Source organism: Fulvivirga sp. AWR4_260 (genome assembly GCF_056158185.1).
This window is the reverse complement of the sequence record NZ_JBSWSU010000015.1, coordinates 1-20,890: the sequence shown is the minus strand read 5'-3', so window position 1 is coordinate 20,890 and position 20,890 is coordinate 1. Positions and strand designations below refer to the sequence as shown.

General features: G+C 35.3%; 16 protein-coding genes. 11 read left to right on the top strand and 5 right to left on the bottom strand.

Annotation, left to right across the window (positions count from 1 at the left end; genetic code table 11):
* Positions 1 to 271: 271 nt before the first annotated feature.
* The 5 genes from ACXACQ_RS06565 to ACXACQ_RS06545 are packed head-to-tail and all read left to right on the top strand — an operon-like array spanning position 272 to position 3,964.
* Positions 272 to 1,012, top strand: a complete 741-nt coding sequence (locus ACXACQ_RS06565; protein ID WP_474975136.1) for a hemerythrin domain-containing protein — start codon at positions 272 to 274, stop codon at positions 1,010 to 1,012.
* Positions 1,012 to 1,428 carry a Holliday junction resolvase RuvX gene (ruvX, locus tag ACXACQ_RS06560; RefSeq protein WP_474975135.1) on the top strand — a complete coding sequence of 139 codons (417 nt, stop codon included), beginning with the start codon at positions 1,012 to 1,014 and terminating at the stop codon, positions 1,426 to 1,428. Before ACXACQ_RS06565 ends, ruvX begins: the two co-directional genes overlap by 1 nt.
* A gap of 52 nt (positions 1,429 to 1,480) precedes the next feature.
* Complete coding sequence (gene def / locus ACXACQ_RS06555; protein ID WP_474975134.1) at positions 1,481 to 2,029, top strand: peptide deformylase; 549 nt, start codon at positions 1,481 to 1,483, stop codon at positions 2,027 to 2,029.
* Position 2,030: 1 nt separating this feature from the next.
* Complete coding sequence (locus tag ACXACQ_RS06550) at positions 2,031 to 3,176, top strand: methionine aminotransferase (protein ID WP_474975133.1); 1,146 nt, start codon at positions 2,031 to 2,033, stop codon at positions 3,174 to 3,176.
* A complete protein-coding gene (locus ACXACQ_RS06545; protein WP_474975132.1) occupies positions 3,164 to 3,964 on the top strand; it encodes an amidohydrolase in 801 nt (266 codons plus the stop codon). Before ACXACQ_RS06550 ends, ACXACQ_RS06545 begins: the two co-directional genes overlap by 13 nt.
* On the opposite strand, the gene ACXACQ_RS06540 is transcribed toward ACXACQ_RS06545, so the two are convergent.
* Together ACXACQ_RS06540 and ACXACQ_RS06535 are read right to left on the bottom strand one after the other, a co-directional pair.
* Positions 3,953 to 4,324: a hypothetical protein gene (locus ACXACQ_RS06540; protein ID WP_474975131.1), complete on the bottom strand. Its 372-nt coding sequence runs from the start codon at positions 4,322 to 4,324 to the stop codon at positions 3,953 to 3,955. The genes ACXACQ_RS06545 and ACXACQ_RS06540 overlap by 12 nt on opposite strands.
* Positions 4,321 to 6,522, bottom strand: a complete 2,202-nt coding sequence (locus ACXACQ_RS06535; RefSeq protein ID WP_474975130.1) for an FG-GAP-like repeat-containing protein — start codon at positions 6,520 to 6,522, stop codon at positions 4,321 to 4,323. Before ACXACQ_RS06535 ends, ACXACQ_RS06540 begins: the two co-directional genes overlap by 4 nt.
* A 141-nt stretch (positions 6,523 to 6,663) precedes the next feature.
* Between ACXACQ_RS06535 and ACXACQ_RS06530 the strand changes: the two genes are divergently transcribed.
* Positions 6,664 to 7,944, top strand: a complete 1,281-nt coding sequence (locus tag ACXACQ_RS06530) for a UDP-N-acetylmuramoyl-tripeptide--D-alanyl-D-alanine ligase (protein ID WP_474975129.1) — start codon at positions 6,664 to 6,666, stop codon at positions 7,942 to 7,944.
* Positions 7,945 to 7,970: 26 nt separating this feature from the next.
* Here the strand turns inward: ACXACQ_RS06530 and ACXACQ_RS06525 are convergent, their stop codons facing one another.
* From ACXACQ_RS06525 to ACXACQ_RS06515, 3 genes are read right to left on the bottom strand one after another with little or no spacing between them, the layout of a single operon-like run.
* On the bottom strand, positions 7,971 to 8,849 hold the full coding sequence (locus tag ACXACQ_RS06525) for a YicC/YloC family endoribonuclease (RefSeq protein ID WP_474975128.1): 879 nt from the start codon (positions 8,847 to 8,849) through the stop codon (positions 7,971 to 7,973).
* Between the two features lie 47 nt (positions 8,850 to 8,896).
* Positions 8,897 to 12,283 (bottom strand): translocation protein TolB, encoded by a 3,387-nt coding sequence (locus ACXACQ_RS06520; protein ID WP_474975127.1) that lies wholly within the window; start codon positions 12,281 to 12,283, stop codon positions 8,897 to 8,899.
* The gene (locus ACXACQ_RS06515) at positions 12,273 to 13,364 is read right to left on the bottom strand and encodes an NAD(P)/FAD-dependent oxidoreductase (protein WP_474975126.1); all 1,092 of its coding nucleotides are present in this window, start codon (positions 13,362 to 13,364) and stop codon (positions 12,273 to 12,275) included. Before ACXACQ_RS06515 ends, ACXACQ_RS06520 begins: the two co-directional genes overlap by 11 nt.
* Before the next feature lie 75 nt (positions 13,365 to 13,439).
* On the opposite strand from ACXACQ_RS06515, the gene ACXACQ_RS06510 reads away from it, so the two are divergent.
* Genes ACXACQ_RS06510 through ACXACQ_RS06490 form a run of 5 tightly spaced genes read left to right on the top strand, consistent with a single transcriptional unit; the run spans position 13,440 to position 20,706 of the window.
* Positions 13,440 to 14,084: an MBL fold metallo-hydrolase gene (locus ACXACQ_RS06510; RefSeq protein ID WP_474975125.1), complete on the top strand. Its 645-nt coding sequence runs from the start codon at positions 13,440 to 13,442 to the stop codon at positions 14,082 to 14,084.
* A gap of 11 nt (positions 14,085 to 14,095) precedes the next feature.
* The gene (gene pssA / locus ACXACQ_RS06505) at positions 14,096 to 14,797 is read left to right on the top strand and encodes a CDP-diacylglycerol--serine O-phosphatidyltransferase (protein ID WP_474975124.1); all 702 of its coding nucleotides are present in this window, start codon (positions 14,096 to 14,098) and stop codon (positions 14,795 to 14,797) included.
* Between the two features lie 35 nt (positions 14,798 to 14,832).
* Positions 14,833 to 18,243, top strand: coding sequence for a type IX secretion system sortase PorU (porU, locus tag ACXACQ_RS06500; protein ID WP_474975123.1), 3,411 nt, complete (start codon positions 14,833 to 14,835; stop codon positions 18,241 to 18,243).
* 24 nt (positions 18,244 to 18,267) lie between these two features.
* Positions 18,268 to 19,434 (top strand): type IX secretion system outer membrane channel protein PorV, encoded by a 1,167-nt coding sequence (gene porV, locus ACXACQ_RS06495; RefSeq protein ID WP_474975122.1) that lies wholly within the window; start codon positions 18,268 to 18,270, stop codon positions 19,432 to 19,434.
* A gap of 3 nt (positions 19,435 to 19,437) precedes the next feature.
* Positions 19,438 to 20,706 carry a M16 family metallopeptidase gene (locus tag ACXACQ_RS06490; protein WP_474975121.1) on the top strand — a complete coding sequence of 423 codons (1,269 nt, stop codon included), beginning with the start codon at positions 19,438 to 19,440 and terminating at the stop codon, positions 20,704 to 20,706.
* The last annotated feature ends 184 nt before the right edge of the window (positions 20,707 to 20,890 follow it).

The following is a 20,890-nucleotide window of genomic DNA, read 5'->3' as shown; positions in this document are numbered from 1 at the left end:
AAAAATCTATTCTATCAACCAATAATAATTAATAACGGCAACTTTCAGGCAATTGTTGACTTAAAATAATACCTCTTCTACTCATCCAGCATAAATCTCCGCCTCCACCATTAATTTTAACGCTGCATGCCCCCGTTCATCCAGTTATATTTATGTTAAAATAATTTTCAAAAACCTTAATGCATTAATTAATGTTGCCTTCGTTTAAAATACCATAGATTTAGTATATTTACAATATTCGTAAGTCTGAAATCAAGCCAATATTTGAATTTTGAATCATAAAAAAATATCTGATATCGTAGATGATAATTATATTTATGCCTCTGTACTATATTACTTTGGCATAGAGTTTTATGACTATTCAGAAGAAACCCTCGCGCAGGTATGTACTGAGAGGGGGCTAAACATTAACGTGGTAATAGAAAAGCTTGAATCAGTAAGTGACAGCAAGGAACAGCCACCGATTTTAGACTCCTACCCAATTGATTTAATTATAGAATACCTTAAGCACGCGCATTATATTTTTATCAAACAAAAATTGCCGTACATTGCCAGGGTAATCAATAATTTTTCAGCACATCATTCTAGTTATAACGCTATAGAGAAAGACCTTAAGTTTGTATTCCCTCTTTTTGTTGAAGATTTCATTCATCATATATATGAGGAAGAAGACACACTGTTCTTTTACATAGAATATTTGCAAAACTTTTTAAAAGGGAAAGGCAACATCTCCAAGGTTTATTATTTAATGGAAAATCACTCCATACAAACTCATGCTATGGAACACGAACAGCATGATGATGAAATGCAGGGAATCCGTAAAATAACACAAGGCTACCACACTGATGAAAGTACTCCTTTGCATGTTAAGGTTATTTATTCAGAACTAAAAGCCTTAGAAAGTAGCCTTATCACGCATGCCCGAGTAGAAAATGAAATTTTATTTCCGAAAGCGTTAATGCTAGAAAAGGAAATTAAGGCATCTTTGGCGCAAAAAATAGCTTTAAACTAGTGCCAAGAATAATAGGAATAGACTACGGAAGAAAAAGAGTAGGCTTAGCAGCTACTGACCCATTAAAAATTATAGCCTCACCATTAACTACAGTTGATACGCCAAAGGCTATAAAATTTCTAAAAGAGTATACTGCTACTGAAGAAGTGGAGCTTTTTGTAATTGGCTTACCTCAAAACTTGCAAGATGAAGACACCGACTCTACCTCTTATGTAAGAAACTTTATAAAGGAGTTAAAAAAAGCTTTCGCCAACATACCTGTATACGAAGAGGATGAACGCTACACCAGTAAAATGGCCAGCCAGATAATGGTAGCAGGAGGCATGAAAAAGAAAGACCGACAAAAAAAAGGAAACCTAGATAAGGTTAGCGCCTCACTGATACTTCAATCGTATTTAGATAGTCACCCATCTTAATAAAATTATCACTAATTTTGCAGCTGTATTATAGCAGAAGCAAAATTATATTATGATATACCCTATTACAGTATATGGCGACCCTGTATTAAAAAAGAGAGGTCAGGATTTAATAAAGGGAGAAATTGATGTAAAGCAGCTTAGTGCCGATATGTTCGAAACTATGGAAGCTGCAAGCGGTATAGGTATTGCCGCTCCACAAATTGGAAAAAGCTTAAGAATGTTTGTGGTAGATGGAACCCCCATTGAAGAGGAAGGGATGGAAAATTTCCGTAAAGTATTTATTAACCCGCAAATGCTGGAAGAAACAGGTGAACCGTGGGCATTTGAAGAAGGTTGTTTAAGTATTCCTAACATAAGGGAAGATGTGAACAGACCTGAAAAAATCAGAATCAAGTATTTTGATGAGAATTGGGTGGAGCATGAAGATGAATTTGACGGAATGAAAGCTCGTATTATTCAACATGAATATGACCACATTGAAGGCAAACTCTTTACTGATTACCTGTCTCCTTTGAAAAAAAGAATGCTTAAAGGCAAACTACAAAATATTACAAAAGGAAAAATGAAAGTAGACTATAGAGTAGTTCTACCTAAATAAAATGAACTCCCTGAATTCTAAACTACCAGACACAGGGACTACTATTTTTTCCATTATGTCTAAAATGGCTTCAGATTATGAAGCCATTAATCTTTCTCAAGGTTTCCCTGATTTTGAAGTAGCTCCTGAGTTAATTTCTTTAGTTAACGAAGAAATGCTTGCGGGCCACAACCAATATGCCCCCATGCCTGGGCATCCACTTTTAAGATCAGAAATAGCCAGCCTCATAAAACGTCAGTACCAAATAAACATTGACCCAGAAGAGGAGATTACTGTGACTACAGGAGCCACTGAAGGTTTGTTTTGTAGTATTGCAGCACTAGTGCAACCTGGTGACGAAGTAATAGTTTTTGATCCGGCTTACGACAGTTACGAGCCGGCCATTTTACTTCAAAAGGGTATTCCGGTACATATTCCTTTAGCGTTCCCTTCTTACAACATAGATTGGCAGCTGGTAAAAGAAAAGATCACCAATAAAACAAAAGTGATCATTATTAACTCTCCTCACAACCCTACTGGCAGCATCCTTTCAAAGGAAGACATGCAAGAGTTGGAAAGAATAGCGATTGCCAACAACTTATATATTATTAGTGATGAGGTGTATGAACATATTATTTTTGATGACCTCAAGCATCACCACATTCATCGTTTCCCAGCGCTAAGCAAACGAAGTATTTCTATCTCATCTTTTGGCAAAACGCTACATGCTACTGGCTGGAAAATGGGCTATACCATTGCGCCTCCAATTCTAACCAAAGAGATCAGAAAAATTCATCAATATTTAACCTTTAGTGTTAATACTCCTATACAATTAGCTCTGGCCAAATACTTATCTCAAAATGATGTAACTAGTGCGCTTTCTAATTTCTTTAAAGCCAAACGTGATCATTTTTTAAGTGCAATGAGCGATTCAAAATTCACTCCTTTACCTTCTCACGGAACCTATTTTCAGCTTTTTAGCTATGAAAAAATAGCTTCTTTATCAGATGTGGAAATGGCCGAGTTTTTAACAAAAGAAATTGGAGTAGCTTCTATTCCTATTTCTGTGTTTTATCAAAATAAGACTGACCGAAAAGTACTAAGATTTTGTTTCGCCAAAAATGAATCTACTTTAAACCAAGCAGCCGAACTTCTATGCAAGATTTAACCATAACCACCATACAAACTTCTCTTCACTGGCAAAACAAATCGGCCAATATGGCCATGCTTGAGGAAAAAATTTGGGAAATAGAAAATGATACCGACCTGATAATATTGCCTGAAATGTTCAATACAGGCTTTAGCATGGAGGCGGAAGCGCTGGGTGAACCCATGAACTTCCACACATTTAAGTGGATGAAACAAATGGCCGAGTTAAAAAAAGCTGTAATCTGCGGAAGCTATATTGTTAATGAAGGTAAGTCATATTACAACCGTTTAGTTTGGATGCAGCCCGATGGCAGCTATGTTACTTACGATAAAAGACACCTTTTTAGAATGGCTAATGAACACCAACATTTTGCTGCAGGTGAGACCAGAAAAATTGTAAACATCAAAGGGTGGAAAGTATGCCCACTGGTATGTTATGACCTTCGTTTTCCTGTTTGGAGTAGAAACACAAGCCTTGATAACCAACTAGATTTTGATCTATTAATTTATATAGCCAATTGGCCTGCCGCTCGTATTAATGCTTGGGATACTTTATTAAAAGCCAGGGCAATTGAAAATTTATGCTATTCTGTAGGTGTAAATATAGTAGGCACGGATGGTAACGAAATTATCTACAATGGGCATAGCGCTGTAAATTCACCCAAAGGTGAGCCCCTCTATTTTCAAGAAAACACAGAAGACATACAAACGACCCTTCTTAGTGCTGACAACTTAATGTCTTATAGAAAAAAATTTCCAGCTCATAGAGATGCAGATTCATTTCAAGCTCCATTTTTAAATGAGTAGCCAATTAAAGTCATCTGTTAACTCTTTATCTGATCTTTGTTCTACTCGGTCTTCAAAAGGTATGAGTAGACTATCCAAAATAGTGTGTGTACCCGACACTGCTATTTTCAGCTCACCTTTATAATTCATCATAGCCCTAAAAAGCTTAATAACATTATTCAGTTCTTCTGCTGACATAATATCTATGAAAATTAAACACTTAGCAGATTTCTGAATAACATCAGCGGTCAGTGCCACAGTTACTGAATCAGAAAAATTATCAATATCTAATACTTCAACATCACTATCAGCGCTCTTAAATAAAGTATTAGAAAAACTGAATTTATTATCCGTAATTTTTATGTGCAAAAATAACCTCACTCTATAACTATAAATTTTTGAATTACTCGCTGCTCTCCTCCTCCAATGACCACTGCAGAATAATAGCCTTGTGACAGCTGCGTAACATTTATTGAATAATATTTATTACCCTCCACGTTTTGGGTGTAAACTACCTGCCCTAAACTTGACACTACTTGTAACTGCCCTGCAATGTCAGACCTCAGGGTAATTTGCCTATGCACAGATCTACTTACAGGCACTGGATAAACATCTAATGAGTATAATTCAGGATTAAATTCATTGCCTGTAGACCTTAGATACTGCAGCCCTCCTTCTCCATTTCCCACCATAATTCCAGGGTTTTGGTCATTAAATAAATTCACAACCACAGGCTTTAACCTACTCCCTAGCTGGTATGTGGTGAGCGTTTCAATACCATTAATTTCCACCAACTCACTCTGCCCTGCAAGAGGTTCTTCTAAGTTATTGAGTACATCAGTATAAACCGTTATTCTACCAGAGTTATCTCCTACTACCATATCCAGATGATCATCTCCATCTAAATCTGCAAACGAGATAGCTGGGTTTAAACGAGAAGTACTATAATCTAGACCATAAAAACTCTCATCTACTAAACTAAACTTTGGAAAATCGGCTGTTCCTACATTATGATAATACTCCACTCTACCATTTAACCTACCTATTAAAACATCGGTAAGGCCATCATTATTGATATCAGCTAAAGTGTAATTTTCTCCGTAAGTTCCCGCAGCGCTTACATTAAAAAGAAATTTCAGAGTGCCTGAATTATCGAAGCCTTTATCATTTAATAGGTAATATATATTTGTTGTAAAGTCAGATGCAGTAGTAGCGCTTATGATTAAATCTTTTTGCCCATCATTATTGATATCATAAAAAAGAGGCTTAATATTAAATAATCGTCTAGAAGAAAAATTAAGATAGTCTAAATCTGCCAAATGAAACTCAGGAGTGGTAGAACTACCCACATTTTCATATAACTTAAGCTGCGCGACATATGCAGAAGAATGCTCCTCGAGGTATGAGCCCACAATCATGTCTAAATCTCCGTCACTATCTACATCAAAAAAAGCAGGAGCAGCATTCTCCCCTACCTCTATCATTTCTCTCTGCAAAAAGTCATTTGAACTAAAACTGTAGTTTGGAGCTGCATCAGTACCGGTGTTTTTATAGTAATAGTTTGAATGCTTAAAATCTATACTACCATTATCGTTATTAACAAAGCTTGGTGATATTATTATATCTTGAACACCATCGTTATCCATGTCTACTTTATAAACTGTAGGAAAAATATCTATATCAACAGGATTGGTAGCATTAGGAAAGCTAGTGTTAAAAGATGAAAAATTAGCTTGAACTGAAGTGCCTGTATTCTGTAAATACCGCAAAGAAGAACATGTTTCTTCAGAAACTACCACATCCAATTTACCATCAGCATTGCCATCATATAAAAACAAAGCTTTTCCTCCCTGATGCATTTCTCGCCCTCCAATGGCACCACATTCATCATCAGCAAAAGCAAACGAATAACAATTACATTCTTGGAAATCTCCCCAACGCTGTGTAACTCGTTCCATTTGTAATGAATCACAATTACCAGAGCGCTCCATGCTTAAATTAATATGAAGCTCCACTGTAGAGTTTGCTGTTGGTTTAAATACTAAAATATCCAAATCACCATCTCCGTCTACATCTTCTATAGCTGGCAGGTCTGAAGCATTTAACTGAAGATTGATATTAGAAGTGAACCCTTTTGTTAGCAAAGGCGAAGAGCTCGGAGTTCTATCATCGAAAAGCCTCCATTTTACAGCCTCTTTTGTAGATTCATTAACATAAACCCTCATCCCTAATGGATCGCTAGTAAACATATCTGCCTTACCATCACAATTAAAATCCCTAAAAAGCACCCAATTTTTTAACCCTGATGGAAAATAAGCCGCATATTCGGGTTTATAGCTCAGCTCCCCATTCTCATACAGAAATGTAAGGAGCCTACTCCCTGATTTATCAAATATTACTACATCATCAATACCATCTAAATTCAGATCGATATTACTATACTGTCCGCTATTTAAGCCTCCACCCCACGGATATTTAAGCCCATCAACTTCTATTGAAGATTCAATGCTATAGCCTACTTGCCCTCTAGCATTAGCAAAAGCCATTAAAACAATAAATAATGCGGTAAAGTATCTCATTTGAAGGTTTTACAGTTAAGATAACTAACGTAGGTTCAAATTTGAAAGTTTTAAATAGTATTTCACAATATAACAAGACAAGACTGAAGGGTTCGTAAAAGACATTTTTTCATATATCTTAGCAATTCAAGAGAAGAAACAATGATTGAAAATATATATAAACATTATTTAAACAGTAGAAGAGTATCTACCGATACAAGAAAAATTGAAGCTGGAGATGTATTTTTCGCATTAAAGGGAGAAAATTTTAATGCTAACCAATTTGCAGATCAAGCCATTGAAAAAGGTGCTGCTATTGTTATCATTGATGAAGAGAAATATAAAAAAGATGATCGATACATTGTGGTCGATGATACTTTGCAAGCCCTGCAAAGCCTAGCATCTTATCATAGAGATCAATTGACAATACCTGTTATTGGCTTAACAGGAAGTAATGGAAAAACCACAACCAAGGAACTAATACGTACTGTACTTGCAGCCAAGTATAATGTGTTAGCCACAAATGGCAACCTAAATAACCACATAGGAGTACCGTTAACACTATTATCCATAAAGCCAGAACATGAAATAGCCATTATTGAAATGGGGGCCAATCACGTAGGTGAAATTGCTTTACTGAGCAGTATAGCCAAACCTAGCCATGGCCTAATTACCAATATAGGTAAAGCTCACTTAGAAGGCTTTGGTGGTTTTGAAGGTGTAATACGTGCTAAAAGTGAACTGTATCATTATCTAATTAAAACGAATGGCACCGTTTGGATTAACAGCAACAATGAAATACTCAGCAATATGGCCAAGCGTTTTGAAGCCCCATTATTTTACCCCTCAGAAGGTGACTATTATCATTGTGAATTTTTAGAAGCATCTCCTTTTGTGAAAATAAAGGCAGAGAATGATCAAACAGTATCTACTCACCTTATTGGTAAATACAATTTCGAAAATATTGCCGTTGCTCTCTGCATAGGTAAATTTTTTGAAGTAGATAATGAATTAGCGAATAATGCTGTAGCAGCTTATGAACCTCAAAACAATCGCTCTCAAATAATAAAAAAAGGAAGTAACACCATTATTTTAGATGCTTACAATGCGAACCCCAGTTCTATGGCCAGTGCTCTAGAAAACTTATCGCAAATGGAAGGTGCTCATAAGGTGGTTATTCTTGGAGACATGAAAGAGTTAGGACCTGAAAGTATAAACGAGCATGAAAAACTTGGCGCAAGCATTTCATCGTATTCATTTACAAAAATATTATTGTGTGGAGAGGATATAAAAAGTGCTCAGAAACATGCTAGCAATGCACTCTATTTTAATAGCAAGCAGCAGCTAGTTGATCACCTAAAGGATAATTCATTTGAAAACGCTATTATTTTGGTAAAAGCCTCTCGCAGTATTGGGCTAGAAGATACCGTTGAATATTTATAAAAAAGGGCCTATATGGCCCTTTATATTTATAACACATTGAGAATTTGTTCCTTTATCTTCTCAAGTTCTTCTTTCATGGCTACTACATGCTTTTGAATAGAAGCATCATTAGCTTTAGAGCCAATAGTATTTATTTCTCTACCGATTTCTTGTGAAATAAATCCTAACTTTTTACCCAGAGACTCTGGCGCTTGCAATACTTCTGCAAAGTGATCTAAATGGCTCTTCAATCTTACTTTTTCTTCAGTAATGTCCAGCTTTTCGATATAATAAACTAACTCCTGCTCTATACGATTCTTGTCCAATTGTTCCTCTTCCACAAACTTTGACAAATTACCTTTTATTCTTGCCTTAATACGCTCTATACGTTCAGGATCTAATGCTATTATAGAAGACAAGTTTTGATCAATGCTCTGTATATAGGACTCGAATTTAACCTGCAATTCTGCTCCCTCTCTTTTTCTAAACTCATTACAATTGTCAATCGCATCCGTAATTAAGTTTTTCAACCGTCCCCACTCTTCTTCACTAATCTCCTCTTTCTGATCATTGATAATCACATCCGGAGCATTAAGTGCCAACTTAAACAGCTCATCATAAGGAGCTACTACCTTATCTGCTAAGTGCTTAAGATTAGCGTAATATTTAGTAAAAAGTTCTTCATTATAGCGCTGCTTTAAAGAAGTGTCCTTTTCATTAGTATAATCGATGGTTAGCACCACCTTTCCTCTCTGAAGTTTATCAGAAAGTAAATTTCTTAATTCAATCTCTTTTTCAGAAAAAGACTTTGGCAATCTAAAGTTTAAATCAAGATATTTTGAATTTAAGGTTTTCACCTCAATGTTAATACTCAGGTTGTCATCAGACAATACTGATGAACCATAACCCGTCATTGATATAAGCATACTATAACTTAAATATTAAAAAATATTAAACCACAAATTTAAATGACTTAGAAGTCGTATCCTAGTGTTACATATAAGTGTGGTGACCCAACTTCATAATCTTCCACAGGCCAAGCAACATCAAACTTCATATAGTACCCTAAAATAATGGTTCTTAAACCAGCACCATAGCTATACAACCAAGGGTTCCTGTAGTTTTTCAATGATATTGTAAAATTACCTTCCTCAATAGTTTTAGTACTTACATTGTTTTCTTCATGAAATGGAGAAGTACCTGTCCAAGCTGAGCCAATATCAAAAAAGCCTGTAAACTGTAAATTACTGAAAAAATTAGAGGAAACAGGACCATTGCTCAATGCTTTAATTATTGGCACTCTTAGCTCTCCATTAAATACCAATGTACTTTCACCTACTAAAGTAGCATAATCAAACCCTCGCAGGTTAGTAGCATATTTCGTAAATACTAAGTCTGTGTTGTATCGTTCTTTATTAAACAAAAGTGGATTTCCATCCCCTTCAGTGTTTTCATCATAAAAAAGCCAATTATCCATACCACCAAGCAAATATTGCTTAGGGCTATTACCGAAATTATTTCCATAATAGACCCGTCCTGCCAATACTATTTCTTTGTATAACTTTTGGTAATGTCTAAAATCCACACTGATATTACTAAAGCTCAAATTTTGATCAGAAAGCCCTTGATGGTGCTCTAGCTTTACTTTAGCTCTTGTCCCTTCAATTAAATTCATCCCGTTGATTACTGAATTATCAAACACCAATTCAATATCTGCTCCTACATATTCATCAGTACGAGGGTCTAACTCTGGCACAGCATAGGCTCCAGATAAATTATCGACATCTTCTGAGTGCACCCTAGAGTAAAAAGGATTAACAGCTAACCGTGTTTTAGTATTAAATGGTAACGCTGCCCCTACCTGAAATCGGTTTTTAGTAAAACGATGAAGTATTTCATCAAAGAAGTAGACATTACGATCGTACCTAACATTATAATCAATCCTATTTTTCAAATATTGATATTCTGCAAAAACGTCACCATTTCTTAAATCCGTAGTAGACATTATACCTCCATGAATCTTATGATTCTCTAACAAATCAGCCATTTGTGTTTCTATTTTCACGCCAAAACCTCTCAATGGATCAATTATGAATGAGGTCAGTAGATTGTTAGTACTAAACCTGGGCTCATACGGATAAGGGCCATCTATCTGATTATCTTTCCTTAGCTGTCTATAATTCAGAAAAAGATCCTTTTTATCATCCTTTACTACATCATTATCAAAGACATAATCATCGGTATCAATGATTTCTACATCTATATCTTCAGCCTTTGTTGGTTCAGTGTCTTCCCCTTCTGTTGCTGAAGTGTCTTCTTCAAAAGTATAGTTATCTGTATCTATGACTTCAATAGTTGGTATTTGCTCCTTTTCTTCTATTGGTTTTTCCACGGCAGTGGTATCACTTATAATTTGCGCTGTATCCAGCTCACTGATAACAGTGTCTACAACTTCTGTGTCAGGCTCTTCAATTTCTTCATTAGATTCTGCTTGGGCTAAACGTTCTTCTACCAGTTGTTCTATTGTCTTTGGCTTTCCTTTCTTTTTTTGTTGTTTTTCTTTGAATGCCTTGGCTTGCAAGAGCTGCTGCCTTATGGTTGATGGGGTAAATATTTGCTGGGTAAAGTCAAAATTGTTTTGATAATAAATATAATCATTACCATCTTCCTTCATGGTAAAAACAAGCTGCTGACCTTCAGTGCTGATATCATAATTAACCACACTTTTATCATAATTAGTAACCTGTGTGTAAATACCAGTATTCAGATCATAAGAAAATATATTGGTTATACCTTTTTGATCACTTAAATAATAAATCTTAGAGCCTGATACGGCTAAGGGGTTGGTATCTTTACTGATAGTATTGGTGAGCCTATGCACCACATTTTTAGTAGTATCTAAATGAAATAAAAATAAATTATAATTATCACTTACTCCGTTAAGCTTCTTTTCTTTCACACTAAGTGTATCAGTAATTCTATTAGAACTAAACACAATTTGATTGTCAGTTCCTGGCACAAATGAAGGATGAGTATCATCGTAAATATCACTCATCAATCTTTTGGTTCTATCCCGTTTTGTACTCATTAAGTACAAATCATTTTTGCCATCTACCACTGCAGAAGCAACAAAGAGCCTTCCGTTATCCGAAAAATCAATACTTTTTACATTTTCAAATTTATTCAGCGGTCTGGCTAAAGCACTGTTTGTTGGGTAATCATACTGAACAAATTCTATTTGCCCTTTCTTGCTTTGCACAATGCCCAATGTATTTTCATCTATCCACTCTACCAATGGCAAATTGGCATCTATCTCCTGAGCTATAACCTTATAACCACCTTTTAATACTGTTTTTTCTTTTCCCGAACTTAGATCTTTAATCCTAACCTGAAAACGACCTCGATTATTTACAGAATAAGCCAGCTTGGTGCCGTCTTTACTTAACTTAATGTTAGTATAGATCAGCCCTTTACCATTATGTTTATCAACAATACGGTTATCTTCTTTTATGGTCACATAGTTTTCGGCTACCTGCTTATCTATTTGTGTATAAAACTCTTTCCAAGCAACCATTACTCTGTCATAAGACATCCCTAGCGTAATGGTAATACTTTTCTCTTCATTACGAATGATGCGCGTGTAATTAAGAATATTGCTAATGTTACTTCTACCGTATTTTTCAGCTATAAAATTCCAAACTGACTGGCCTGCAAGTGCGGCTTCTTTACCAGTAAGCCTATTAAGTTTAGTAGGTCTCTTTTTGTCCATCAACTCCCGCACATAATCATCCATCTCTATAGTCCACCCTTTTGACACATACAAAGCAGCCCCCTCTATAAACCACTCTGGTAGGTTAAGTAACACTGAACTTTGAAACATATCAGTAAGGCTCCCTCCAAACATCATTTCATTAACCAATAGCCTCGATACCTTGTACAGCAACTCTTCTTTTAACTGTTCAATATTTCCTGGATTAGCGACTTCAATAGTGGACTTAATAAAGTTCGTTTCCCCCCCTGGGCTAAAAAAAACATCATTTACACCAACGTTACTCTGCTGCAAATCAGCTACAGAGTTATAAAGAAATAGCTTAGTTTTAGAATATGGCGGATAACCGATAAGGTCGGTTATTTTTTCAAACTCTTCTTCTAAGTAATCATTGACCTCTTTTGCTATTTTATCTCCACCCTCATAGAAGTAAATATCAAAATTATCTGAGCTTAAATACTCCCACTCAAACTGACGATACTGAATTCGGTTTCTTCCAAATGTCTCTGAGGACATTTGCGCCTGAGCAGAAATACCAACCAGACAAAAAAACACTAAAGCTATTAAGGGTATAATTCTTTTATTTCTCATGAATGTCTTTCAATGCATCATAATATAACGAAAAATAGCGACTAATATTGACTTCATCAGCCAAGTCACTGCCTTTTTCAAGGTATTCGGCAAATTGCTTTGCGAAGTATGGCGCTAAAGATACTCCTTTAGTTCCTAAACCGTTAAAAAGGCCAACAGTTTCATAGTCAGGATGTAGACCTACAAAGGGCCTTCTATCTTTAGTTGCTGGCCTTATACCTGCCTTTTGTGCTATAACTTCATAGCCACAAGTAATAAGGTCGTTTAACTTTCCTTCTATTTCTTGTCTTGCTTCAGGAGTAACATCAAGCGTTTTATCTCGGTTATTGTAATTTGAACCCACTCTAAAAGTGCCATTGGCCAAGGGAAGTAAAAATACCCCTCTATTCAAAATATGCGATAAAGATTGATTTATCTCTAAAGTTAAAATTTCACCTTTTACAGAGTGAAACGGCAGCCAAGACCAATATCGAGAGTTTAATGCTCCTAACCCATTAGCAAAAATTACTTTTGATGCTTTATATTCTTTATAACTTACTACATGGTCAGTAATACTCAGATACTCATCTTTATATTCTTCTTCCAAATAAGCGTTATGCTTTTGAAGCTTTAACTTATATGCATGTAAATAAGAAGGAATATCTAAGTAACCCGAATGTGCAAGCTCTACTCCTCCATAAGGATCATTGGAAAAACTATACAACGGTTTTTGATGCACCTCTTTAATAAACAAATCATATTCTGCACTTCCACTTTTCCCCATCCATTCATTTTGCTCTTCTACAGAAATAAAAGGTCTATAGATTGGTATTTCATGCAAAAAACTATTAGCTGTAGATTGTTCTACCTGCTTATAATAGTTAACCATGCATGGAAATAAATCATCGGCCATCCAAGTTTTAACCATTTTTCTGCCCGTAACTGGGTTGTACAAACCTGCAGCTACTTTTGAACTGGTGACTTGTTCATTTTGATCTATTACCAAAACGCTTTTGCCCAAGTCTATTAAATGATAAGCCAGCGCACTACCTGCCAACCCTTGTCCTATAATTATATAATCGTAATTCGTAACTAATTTCATCTCACTCTGTTTTTGGAGAAATGGAGTAATTTTGCCATCCTTACACAAATTTGACAATTGATTATTAAAAATATAATGATGAAGATAAAGTCTTTTGTATTTAATCCATTTATGGAAAACACTTATGTTCTCTACGATGATACTAAAGAGTGTGTTGTGATAGATCCGGGGTGTTATGAAAATTATGAAAAAGAAGAACTTAAAAAGTTCATTGAAGATAATGAATTGACAGTGAACAAGCTATTAAATACGCATTGTCACATTGATCATGTTTTGGGCAACCAGTTTATAAAAGACACTTATAATGTAAAACTTCATATTCATAAAGATGATGAAGTTACATTAAGGTCAGTAAAAGCTTATGCCCCTTCATATGGTTTTGCCGCCTATCATGAAGCCGAAGCTGATGAATACTTAAAAGAAGGAGATACTGTTTCATTTGGAGAAACTAAATTAGATGTACTTTTTGTACCTGGGCATGCGCCTGGTCATATTGCCTTCGTTAACCATAATGACAAGGTTTGTATTGGGGGCGATGTTTTGTTTCAAGGCAGCGTAGGCCGTACTGATCTGCCAGGTGGAGATCATGAAACTTTAATTAAGAGTATACACAACAAAATATTTCCTTTAGGAGACGATTTTGTGGTCTTTGCTGGTCATGGAGGTTCTACTACCATCAAAGAAGAAAAGTTAACTAACCCCTTTTGTAAAATCGTTTAAAGTTTTTCACATTGAATATAAAAAAACACATCCCCAATACCCTTACAGCTAGTAATTTAGCTTGTGGGTGTATTGGCATTACACTAACTTTTAATGGTGAAGTTATTGCCGCCACCTATTTTATTTGGGCCGCGTTAGTTTTTGATTTCTTAGACGGTTTTGTTGCGAGGTTACTTAAAGTTAGCTCGCCAATAGGTAAAGAATTAGACTCTTTGGCCGACATGGTAACATTTGGAGTTCTCCCGGCAGTAATGATGTACCAAATGCTATTAGCCTATGATATTAATATATTTATTCCGTTTATAGCTTATAGCATAGCCGTATTTTCCGCCTTGCGCTTAGCTAAATTTAACATAGATGATAGACAGCAATCCGTGTTTATTGGCTTACCTACTCCTGCCAATGCACTTTTCATTTCTTCAATGACTTATATAGAAAGCTCACAATATCGGGACTTATTAACTTTCCCCGTTTTATTGGCCATTACCATAATATTTTCTTTGTTATTAGTAGCCCCCGTAGAGTTATTCTCTCTAAAAATTAAAGCGGCTAAATGGAAAGGGAATGAATTCCCTATTATTTTAGTTGTATCAAGCGTAGTGCTAATCGTAACTTTTCAACTTTACGCGCTACCTTTGATTATTATAACTTATATATTACTGTCTCTTATTAGGTTAGCATTAAATAAAAACAGTACTGAAAAACGTTTCTAACAAATTTCATCCTATTCGATAAGGAAAGCATTGCCATGTCTAAAAAGCTAAAATATATTTTTCTTTGCCTTTGTGGAATTGTAGCGATTAAAAGTCAAGCTCAAGAAATCTCAAGCGTTTTAAAAAATGGGCAATGGTTAAAAATAGGAATTGAAAAAAATGGTGCATATAAGTTAGATTATAACACATTAAAATCTGCGGGCTTACCTGTAGACAATATTTCTCCGAAAACATTCCAATTATATGGAAATGGGGGAGGTATGTTACCTCAAAAAAATGCGGAAAGTCGCCCCAATGATTTAATTGAAAATAATATCTACGTTACAGGTGAAGCAGATGGTGCATTTAACCCTTCTGATTATATTATATTCTATGCTCAAGGCCCCGATTCATATTTTTATAGTAATGATTCATTAAGCTATATCAACAATATATATAGCGATAAAAATTATTATTATCTCACTTTTGGACAAAAAGAAGGAGCTAGAGTAGGTCAAGAAATAAATGTCAGTGGCAGCTATCCTGTGATAGACCAATTTGACGATTTCATCTATTATGAAGATGAAAAGTTTAATGTGTTAAATTCTGGACGAGAATGGTATAGTTCATTATTCAACTCTACAAACAATAAAGACCAACGCTTTTCTTTTAGTGCACCAGGCTTATTAACGGGTAGTAGTGTCATTATGTCCTCTGCTGTTATGGCACAGTCGTTTGCTACTTCCAATTTTAATATTAACGTTAATGGAGCTAAAATCGGTAGCCAAACTTTATTAAGTATACCTAACTATATTACACCTAGTCAAAATAACCCTAACCGGTATAGCATAAAAGGGCAAGAAGATTTACAGCGATTTGCATTTACTATAAATGATATACAAGAAGGTAATATCAACATTGATTACTCCTTCTCCATTAACACTTCTGGACTATGCGATGGATACCTCAATTATTTTTTAATCGAATTTCAAAGAGCATTAAACCTCTATGAAACACAAACCATCTTTAGGTCGATAAAAAGTAAAACTAATACTGTTACTACATTTAAGGTTGGTAATGGTAACTCCAATACCAAAATATGGAACATAACAGATCCTTTAAAAGTAAATAGTCAATCTTTCAGCATCTCAGGAAATACCCTTCAATTTAGCACGCCTACTGATTTTTTGAAGGAATTTATCGCCTTTGACGAATCTAAAATTGATATTCCTACAGATATCAACGCTATCAATAATCAAAATTTACATGCTGCAGTCAACACCGAATTGATTATAATAACACACAACAGCTTAATTAATGAAGCAAAAGAATTATCAAATTATCATAACAGTACGTCTACAACGAGCGCGGTCTACACTGTAAGTCAAATTTACAACGAGTATAGTTCTGGAAAACAAGACATCACTGCCATAAGAGATTTCATTAAACAACAATATGATAAAAGCAGTACACTCAAATATGTGCTGCTCTTTGGCAAAGGTTCTTACGATTATAAAAACGTTTTGGATATTGATGTTCAAAACTTGGTTCCTATATATGAATCCAATAACTCTTTACACCCTCTGTATTCATTTCCTTCAGACGATTATTATGGTTTTATGGAAGATGAAGAGGGCGAATGGCTAGAGGAAAATGGGGGTAACCACACTTTAGAACTGGGTATTGGCAGGCTGCCTGTAACTACTCCCGAAGAAGCAAAAATTGTAGTAGATAAAATCATTAACTATAACACTGATAGAGCATCGTTAGGTAATTGGCGCAAAGAAATTGTCTTTGTAGCAGATGATGGAGATAATAACACACACGCTGATCAGGCTGACCAGTTAGCAACCTACATTGATACAACCTTTGTCGCTTTCAACTATAAAAAATTATTTCTAGATTATTATAAACAAACTTCCAACGGGGCGCAAACTCGATCGGAAGCAATGGAAAAAGTATTAATTGACCAAATTGATAAAGGTGCTTTAGTTGTCAACTATACTGGCCATGGAGGCAGAGCCATATGGATGCAAGAAAGTGTATTGACAGAATCCGTTATTAACCAGCTAGAAAACTACAATAAACTTCCTTTGTTTGTAACAGCCACATGTAATTTCGGAGTGCACGATGACCCCGCCAATGAATCTGGAGGAGAACTGCTCCTAAAAAGTGAAAATAAAGGAGCTATAGGGTTAATAACCACATGCAGAGCTGTTTACTCAGCATCCAACTTTGAGCTAAACAAAGCCTTCTACAACGAAATTTTCAAACAAATAGACAATAATTACCCTACATTAGGAGATGTAATCAGACAGACTAAAAACAATAGCATAAACAACGCTATTGACCCTGCGAAGGTAGGAAACAGGAACTTTAGCCTTTTGGGAGACCCAGCCATGAAATTGGCATATCCACAACAGGCAATTACTATTCAAAGTATTAACAATATACCTACTGATACTTTAAAGGCATTAGGTCTAATAACAATAGCCGGCAAGGTAAATAATGAAACTTACAATGGAGTTTTAGATGTTGAAATTTTCGATAAAGAAACACCTATGCTCACTAAAGGAGACGAAAGTACGCCATATCAATTTTTGGCTCGAGAAAATACCATTTATAGAGGTAAAGCTTCTGTCAAAAATGGATCTTTCACCTTTGACTTTATAGTACCCAAAAATATTAGCTACACTTTAGGTGAAGGAAAAATAAGTTTATACGCTTCAAGCAGCAATTCATTACAAGATGCAGCATCAGGTTACAACAAAATTATTGTAGGAGGAAGTAGCGCAAATCCTGACAATGACACCACTGGACCAGATATAAACATTTATTTCGGTGATAGCACTTATAGGTCAGGCACTCCAGTTAGTAGCAACACACTCCTTGTTTTAAAATTAGAAGATGAACATGGCATCAACATTTCAAAATATGGGGTTGATAACAATATTACAGCAAACATTGATAACGAGGATGTTATCATTCTAAATGATCATTATACGGCCACTATTGATAATTACAAAAAAGGCTGGGTACTTTTCCCATTAGAAAACCTGAAGCCTGGTTTGCATAACCTTAAAGTAAGCGCTTGGGACACGTATAATAATAATTCTACGAAAACAATATCCTTCACTGTGAGCGATGAAGGAAGCTTTAAAATATTAAATTTAGAAAATAGCCCCAATCCTTTCTATTATGAAACTAGTATCAGCTTCGATCATAATAGAGCAGGAGAAGACCTAGAAGCAGAGCTCAATGTTATCAATAATCAGGGCCAAGTAATAAGTAATCTTACTTTTGCTATTGATAATAGTTCTAGTCATGTTACTTTGTATACTTGGTCACCTCGTGATGCCAATAATAAAAATTTAATCCCTGGTATATACTACATCAGGCTGTTTGTTCGTTCACTCAAAGATGGAGCTAGCAATACTGCATACCAGAAACTAATACTTGTAAATTAATTTATTTGTTATATCAGTTTATTTATGAAACATCTTTTAAGCATACTTTTTGGCTTACTAGCAATAAGTGCTTTCGCTCAAAATACACCACAAAATCCCAACGAAGTAACGGGTGTTGAGGAAGATAGAAGAGTAATTACCACCGCGGTTCCTTTTCTAACGATTACACCTGATGCCCGAGCAGGTGGTATGGGTGACACAGGTGCTGCTACCAAAGCTGACGCCAATTCTAGTTATTGGAATCCTGCCAAATTGGTTTTTATTGAAAATGACATAGGTTTTTCCCTTTCCTATACTCCTTGGCTAGGTAAAATCATCAATGATATGTCAATTTCTTACCTGTCAGGATATTACAAATTCTCGAAAGAACAGGCCATTTCAGTGTCAATGAAATACTTCGACCTTGGAGATATTTTCTTAAGAAATGCAGGAGGAGCTCCTGTTGGAGATTTTAGTCCTAAAGAATTTGCTTTTGACGCAACCTACTCTCGTCTATTAAGTCAAAACTTAAGCTTAGGTCTAACAGGTCGCTATATACACTCTAACTTAATTGGAAGCTTTTCAACAGGTGGATCTGATGCTCAGCCTGGTAATAGTGTAGCAGCTGACTTAGGTATTTTCTATAACGCTGAACTTCCCTCAGCAGGAAACAATTCCAACCTTGCCCTTGCAGCTGTAATAAGCAACATTGGCTCTAAAATCACTTATTCTGATGAAGACAGCAAAGATTTCATACCTACAAACCTGCGTTTAGGAGCTGCTTACACTGCTGGACTTGACCCATATAACACGCTTACATTTGCCCTAGATTTCAACAAACTTTTAGTACCTAGCCCACAATCAGATAGTACTGAACAAGATAAAACATTATTAAGCGGAATTTTTGGTTCATTCACAGATGCGCAAGATGGCTTTAGTGAAGAGTTACAAGAGATAACTACTTCTATAGGCGTAGAATATTGGTACAATAATACCTTTGCTGCAAGATTAGGTTATTTCTATGAAGCTAAAGATAAAGGAAACCGTAAATACCTTACTCTAGGTGCTGGATTTAGATACCAAGTATTCGGAATCGACTTTGCATACTTAGTACCGTCCAAACAAGAAAATCCACTAGCAGAAACATTGAGATTTAGTATATTATTTAACTTCGATCAAGCTACTAAAAACCAAAATTCTGTAGTAGATTAGTGAATGATTAATAGATCGATTGCTCCTGATTTAAAGAATATTCATACTTTAGATTTACCTAAAGTTTCTGAAAATAATTTCAACAACATTACAGCTTTTAGTTTAGCCGCAGGCACCCAACCTGTGGTTAAACTAGAAGTTCTCTTCCCTTTTGGCGGTTCATATCACGAGCAAAAAATTAGTCAGTCATTCCTTACACTGGCTATTCTTAAAGAAGGTACCAAATCATATCCTCTAGCCCGCTTCAATGAATTATTAGCATTCTACGGTGCATATATAGATGTATCGCCATCATTCGACTACCCTTCAATATCTCTTTATGTTTTATCTAAACATTTAAAAAATGTGCTCCCTATATTTTCTGAAATAATCTATGAGCCACTCTTTGCACAAGAAAATTTTGACCGCCTAAAACAAATTCAGCTTCAGAATTTAAAAGCGAAAAAACAGAAGAATTCTATAGTAGCTTCAAAAATGTTTAGAAATGCTCTCTTTGGAAATAACCATCCTTACGGAAAACTAATAAACGAAGAGGCCATTTCAAACATTACACTAAATGATATTATTAAATTCCATAAAAGTAACCTTTCAGAATTCGAATTATTGATCACGGCCGACAAAATAACAAGTACCACAATATCGTCCATTTTTAAATATTTTTCAAACAACATCAAAACGCCTCCAAGGCCTACTTCTCCAATCCACCCTTCGGATGAGTCTCAACCTAAAAACATTTATCTGGAAAAGCCCAACTCAGTACAAACCTCTATAAGACTTGGTAAGTTAATGCCTATAAAAGGCTCAGATAAATATTTCAACAGTCTAATTACCTCACATATCTTAGGCGGGTATTTCGGTTCTAGATTAATGAAAACAATAAGAGAAGAAAAAGGATATACCTACGGCATTCATTCAAGCATTGTAGCGCTTAAATATAGCTCCTACCTAACTATAGCCTCAGATGTCATTAAAGCCAGTAAAGATGATGCAATAGCCTCCGTAAAAAGTGAAATACAAAAGTTACAACAAGGATTAATCACAGACTCTGAACTAGCACTGATCAAAAATCACATGCTAGGACAATTCACAAATCAAATGAATAGTCCTTTTAGCCTAATGAGTAAATTTAAAAACATTCATATTTATTCATTAGACTACAGTTACTACTCTAAATACTTATCAAGTATTTATCACATCACTTCACAAACTATAATAGAAACGTCCAACCAACTATTCTCACCGGAAGATTTAACGCTGATTGAGGTAGGCTAAATTATAAACAGATATAGCCTAATGTTTAAATGCCCTACGTGATACTTTCATAACTATGGCTTAAAAACTTCTTAAAGTTACAACTACTCTATTCTTAGCAGGCACTATCAATACAAGAATGATTATTTGTCTATATTAAAGTCTTTAATGTAGACTGAATGGGGTAATAATATTACTATAAACA

What these genes read in the sequence shown, in the direction of transcription:
- def (WP_474975134.1), top strand. Translation starts at nt 1,481, where the DNA reads ATGATATACCCTATTACAGTATATGGCGACCCTGTATTAAAAAAGAGA.
- ACXACQ_RS06550 (WP_474975133.1), top strand. Translation starts at nt 2,031, where the DNA reads ATGAACTCCCTGAATTCTAAACTACCAGACACAGGGACTACTATTTTT.
- ACXACQ_RS06545 (WP_474975132.1), top strand. Translation starts at nt 3,164, where the DNA reads ATGCAAGATTTAACCATAACCACCATACAAACTTCTCTTCACTGGCAA.
- ACXACQ_RS06535 (WP_474975130.1), bottom strand. Translation starts at nt 6,522, where the DNA reads ATGAGATACTTTACCGCATTATTTATTGTTTTAATGGCTTTTGCTAAT.
- ACXACQ_RS06530 (WP_474975129.1), top strand. Translation starts at nt 6,664, where the DNA reads ATGATTGAAAATATATATAAACATTATTTAAACAGTAGAAGAGTATCT.
- ACXACQ_RS06525 (WP_474975128.1), bottom strand. Translation starts at nt 8,849, where the DNA reads ATGCTTATATCAATGACGGGTTATGGTTCATCAGTATTGTCTGATGAC.
- ACXACQ_RS06520 (WP_474975127.1), bottom strand. Translation starts at nt 12,283, where the DNA reads ATGAGAAATAAAAGAATTATACCCTTAATAGCTTTAGTGTTTTTTTGT.
- ACXACQ_RS06515 (WP_474975126.1), bottom strand. Translation starts at nt 13,364, where the DNA reads ATGAAATTAGTTACGAATTACGATTATATAATTATAGGACAAGGGTTG.
- ACXACQ_RS06510 (WP_474975125.1), top strand. Translation starts at nt 13,440, where the DNA reads ATGATGAAGATAAAGTCTTTTGTATTTAATCCATTTATGGAAAACACT.
- porU (WP_474975123.1), top strand. Translation starts at nt 14,833, where the DNA reads ATGTCTAAAAAGCTAAAATATATTTTTCTTTGCCTTTGTGGAATTGTA.
- porV (WP_474975122.1), top strand. Translation starts at nt 18,268, where the DNA reads ATGAAACATCTTTTAAGCATACTTTTTGGCTTACTAGCAATAAGTGCT.
- ACXACQ_RS06490 (WP_474975121.1), top strand. Translation starts at nt 19,438, where the DNA reads ATGATTAATAGATCGATTGCTCCTGATTTAAAGAATATTCATACTTTA.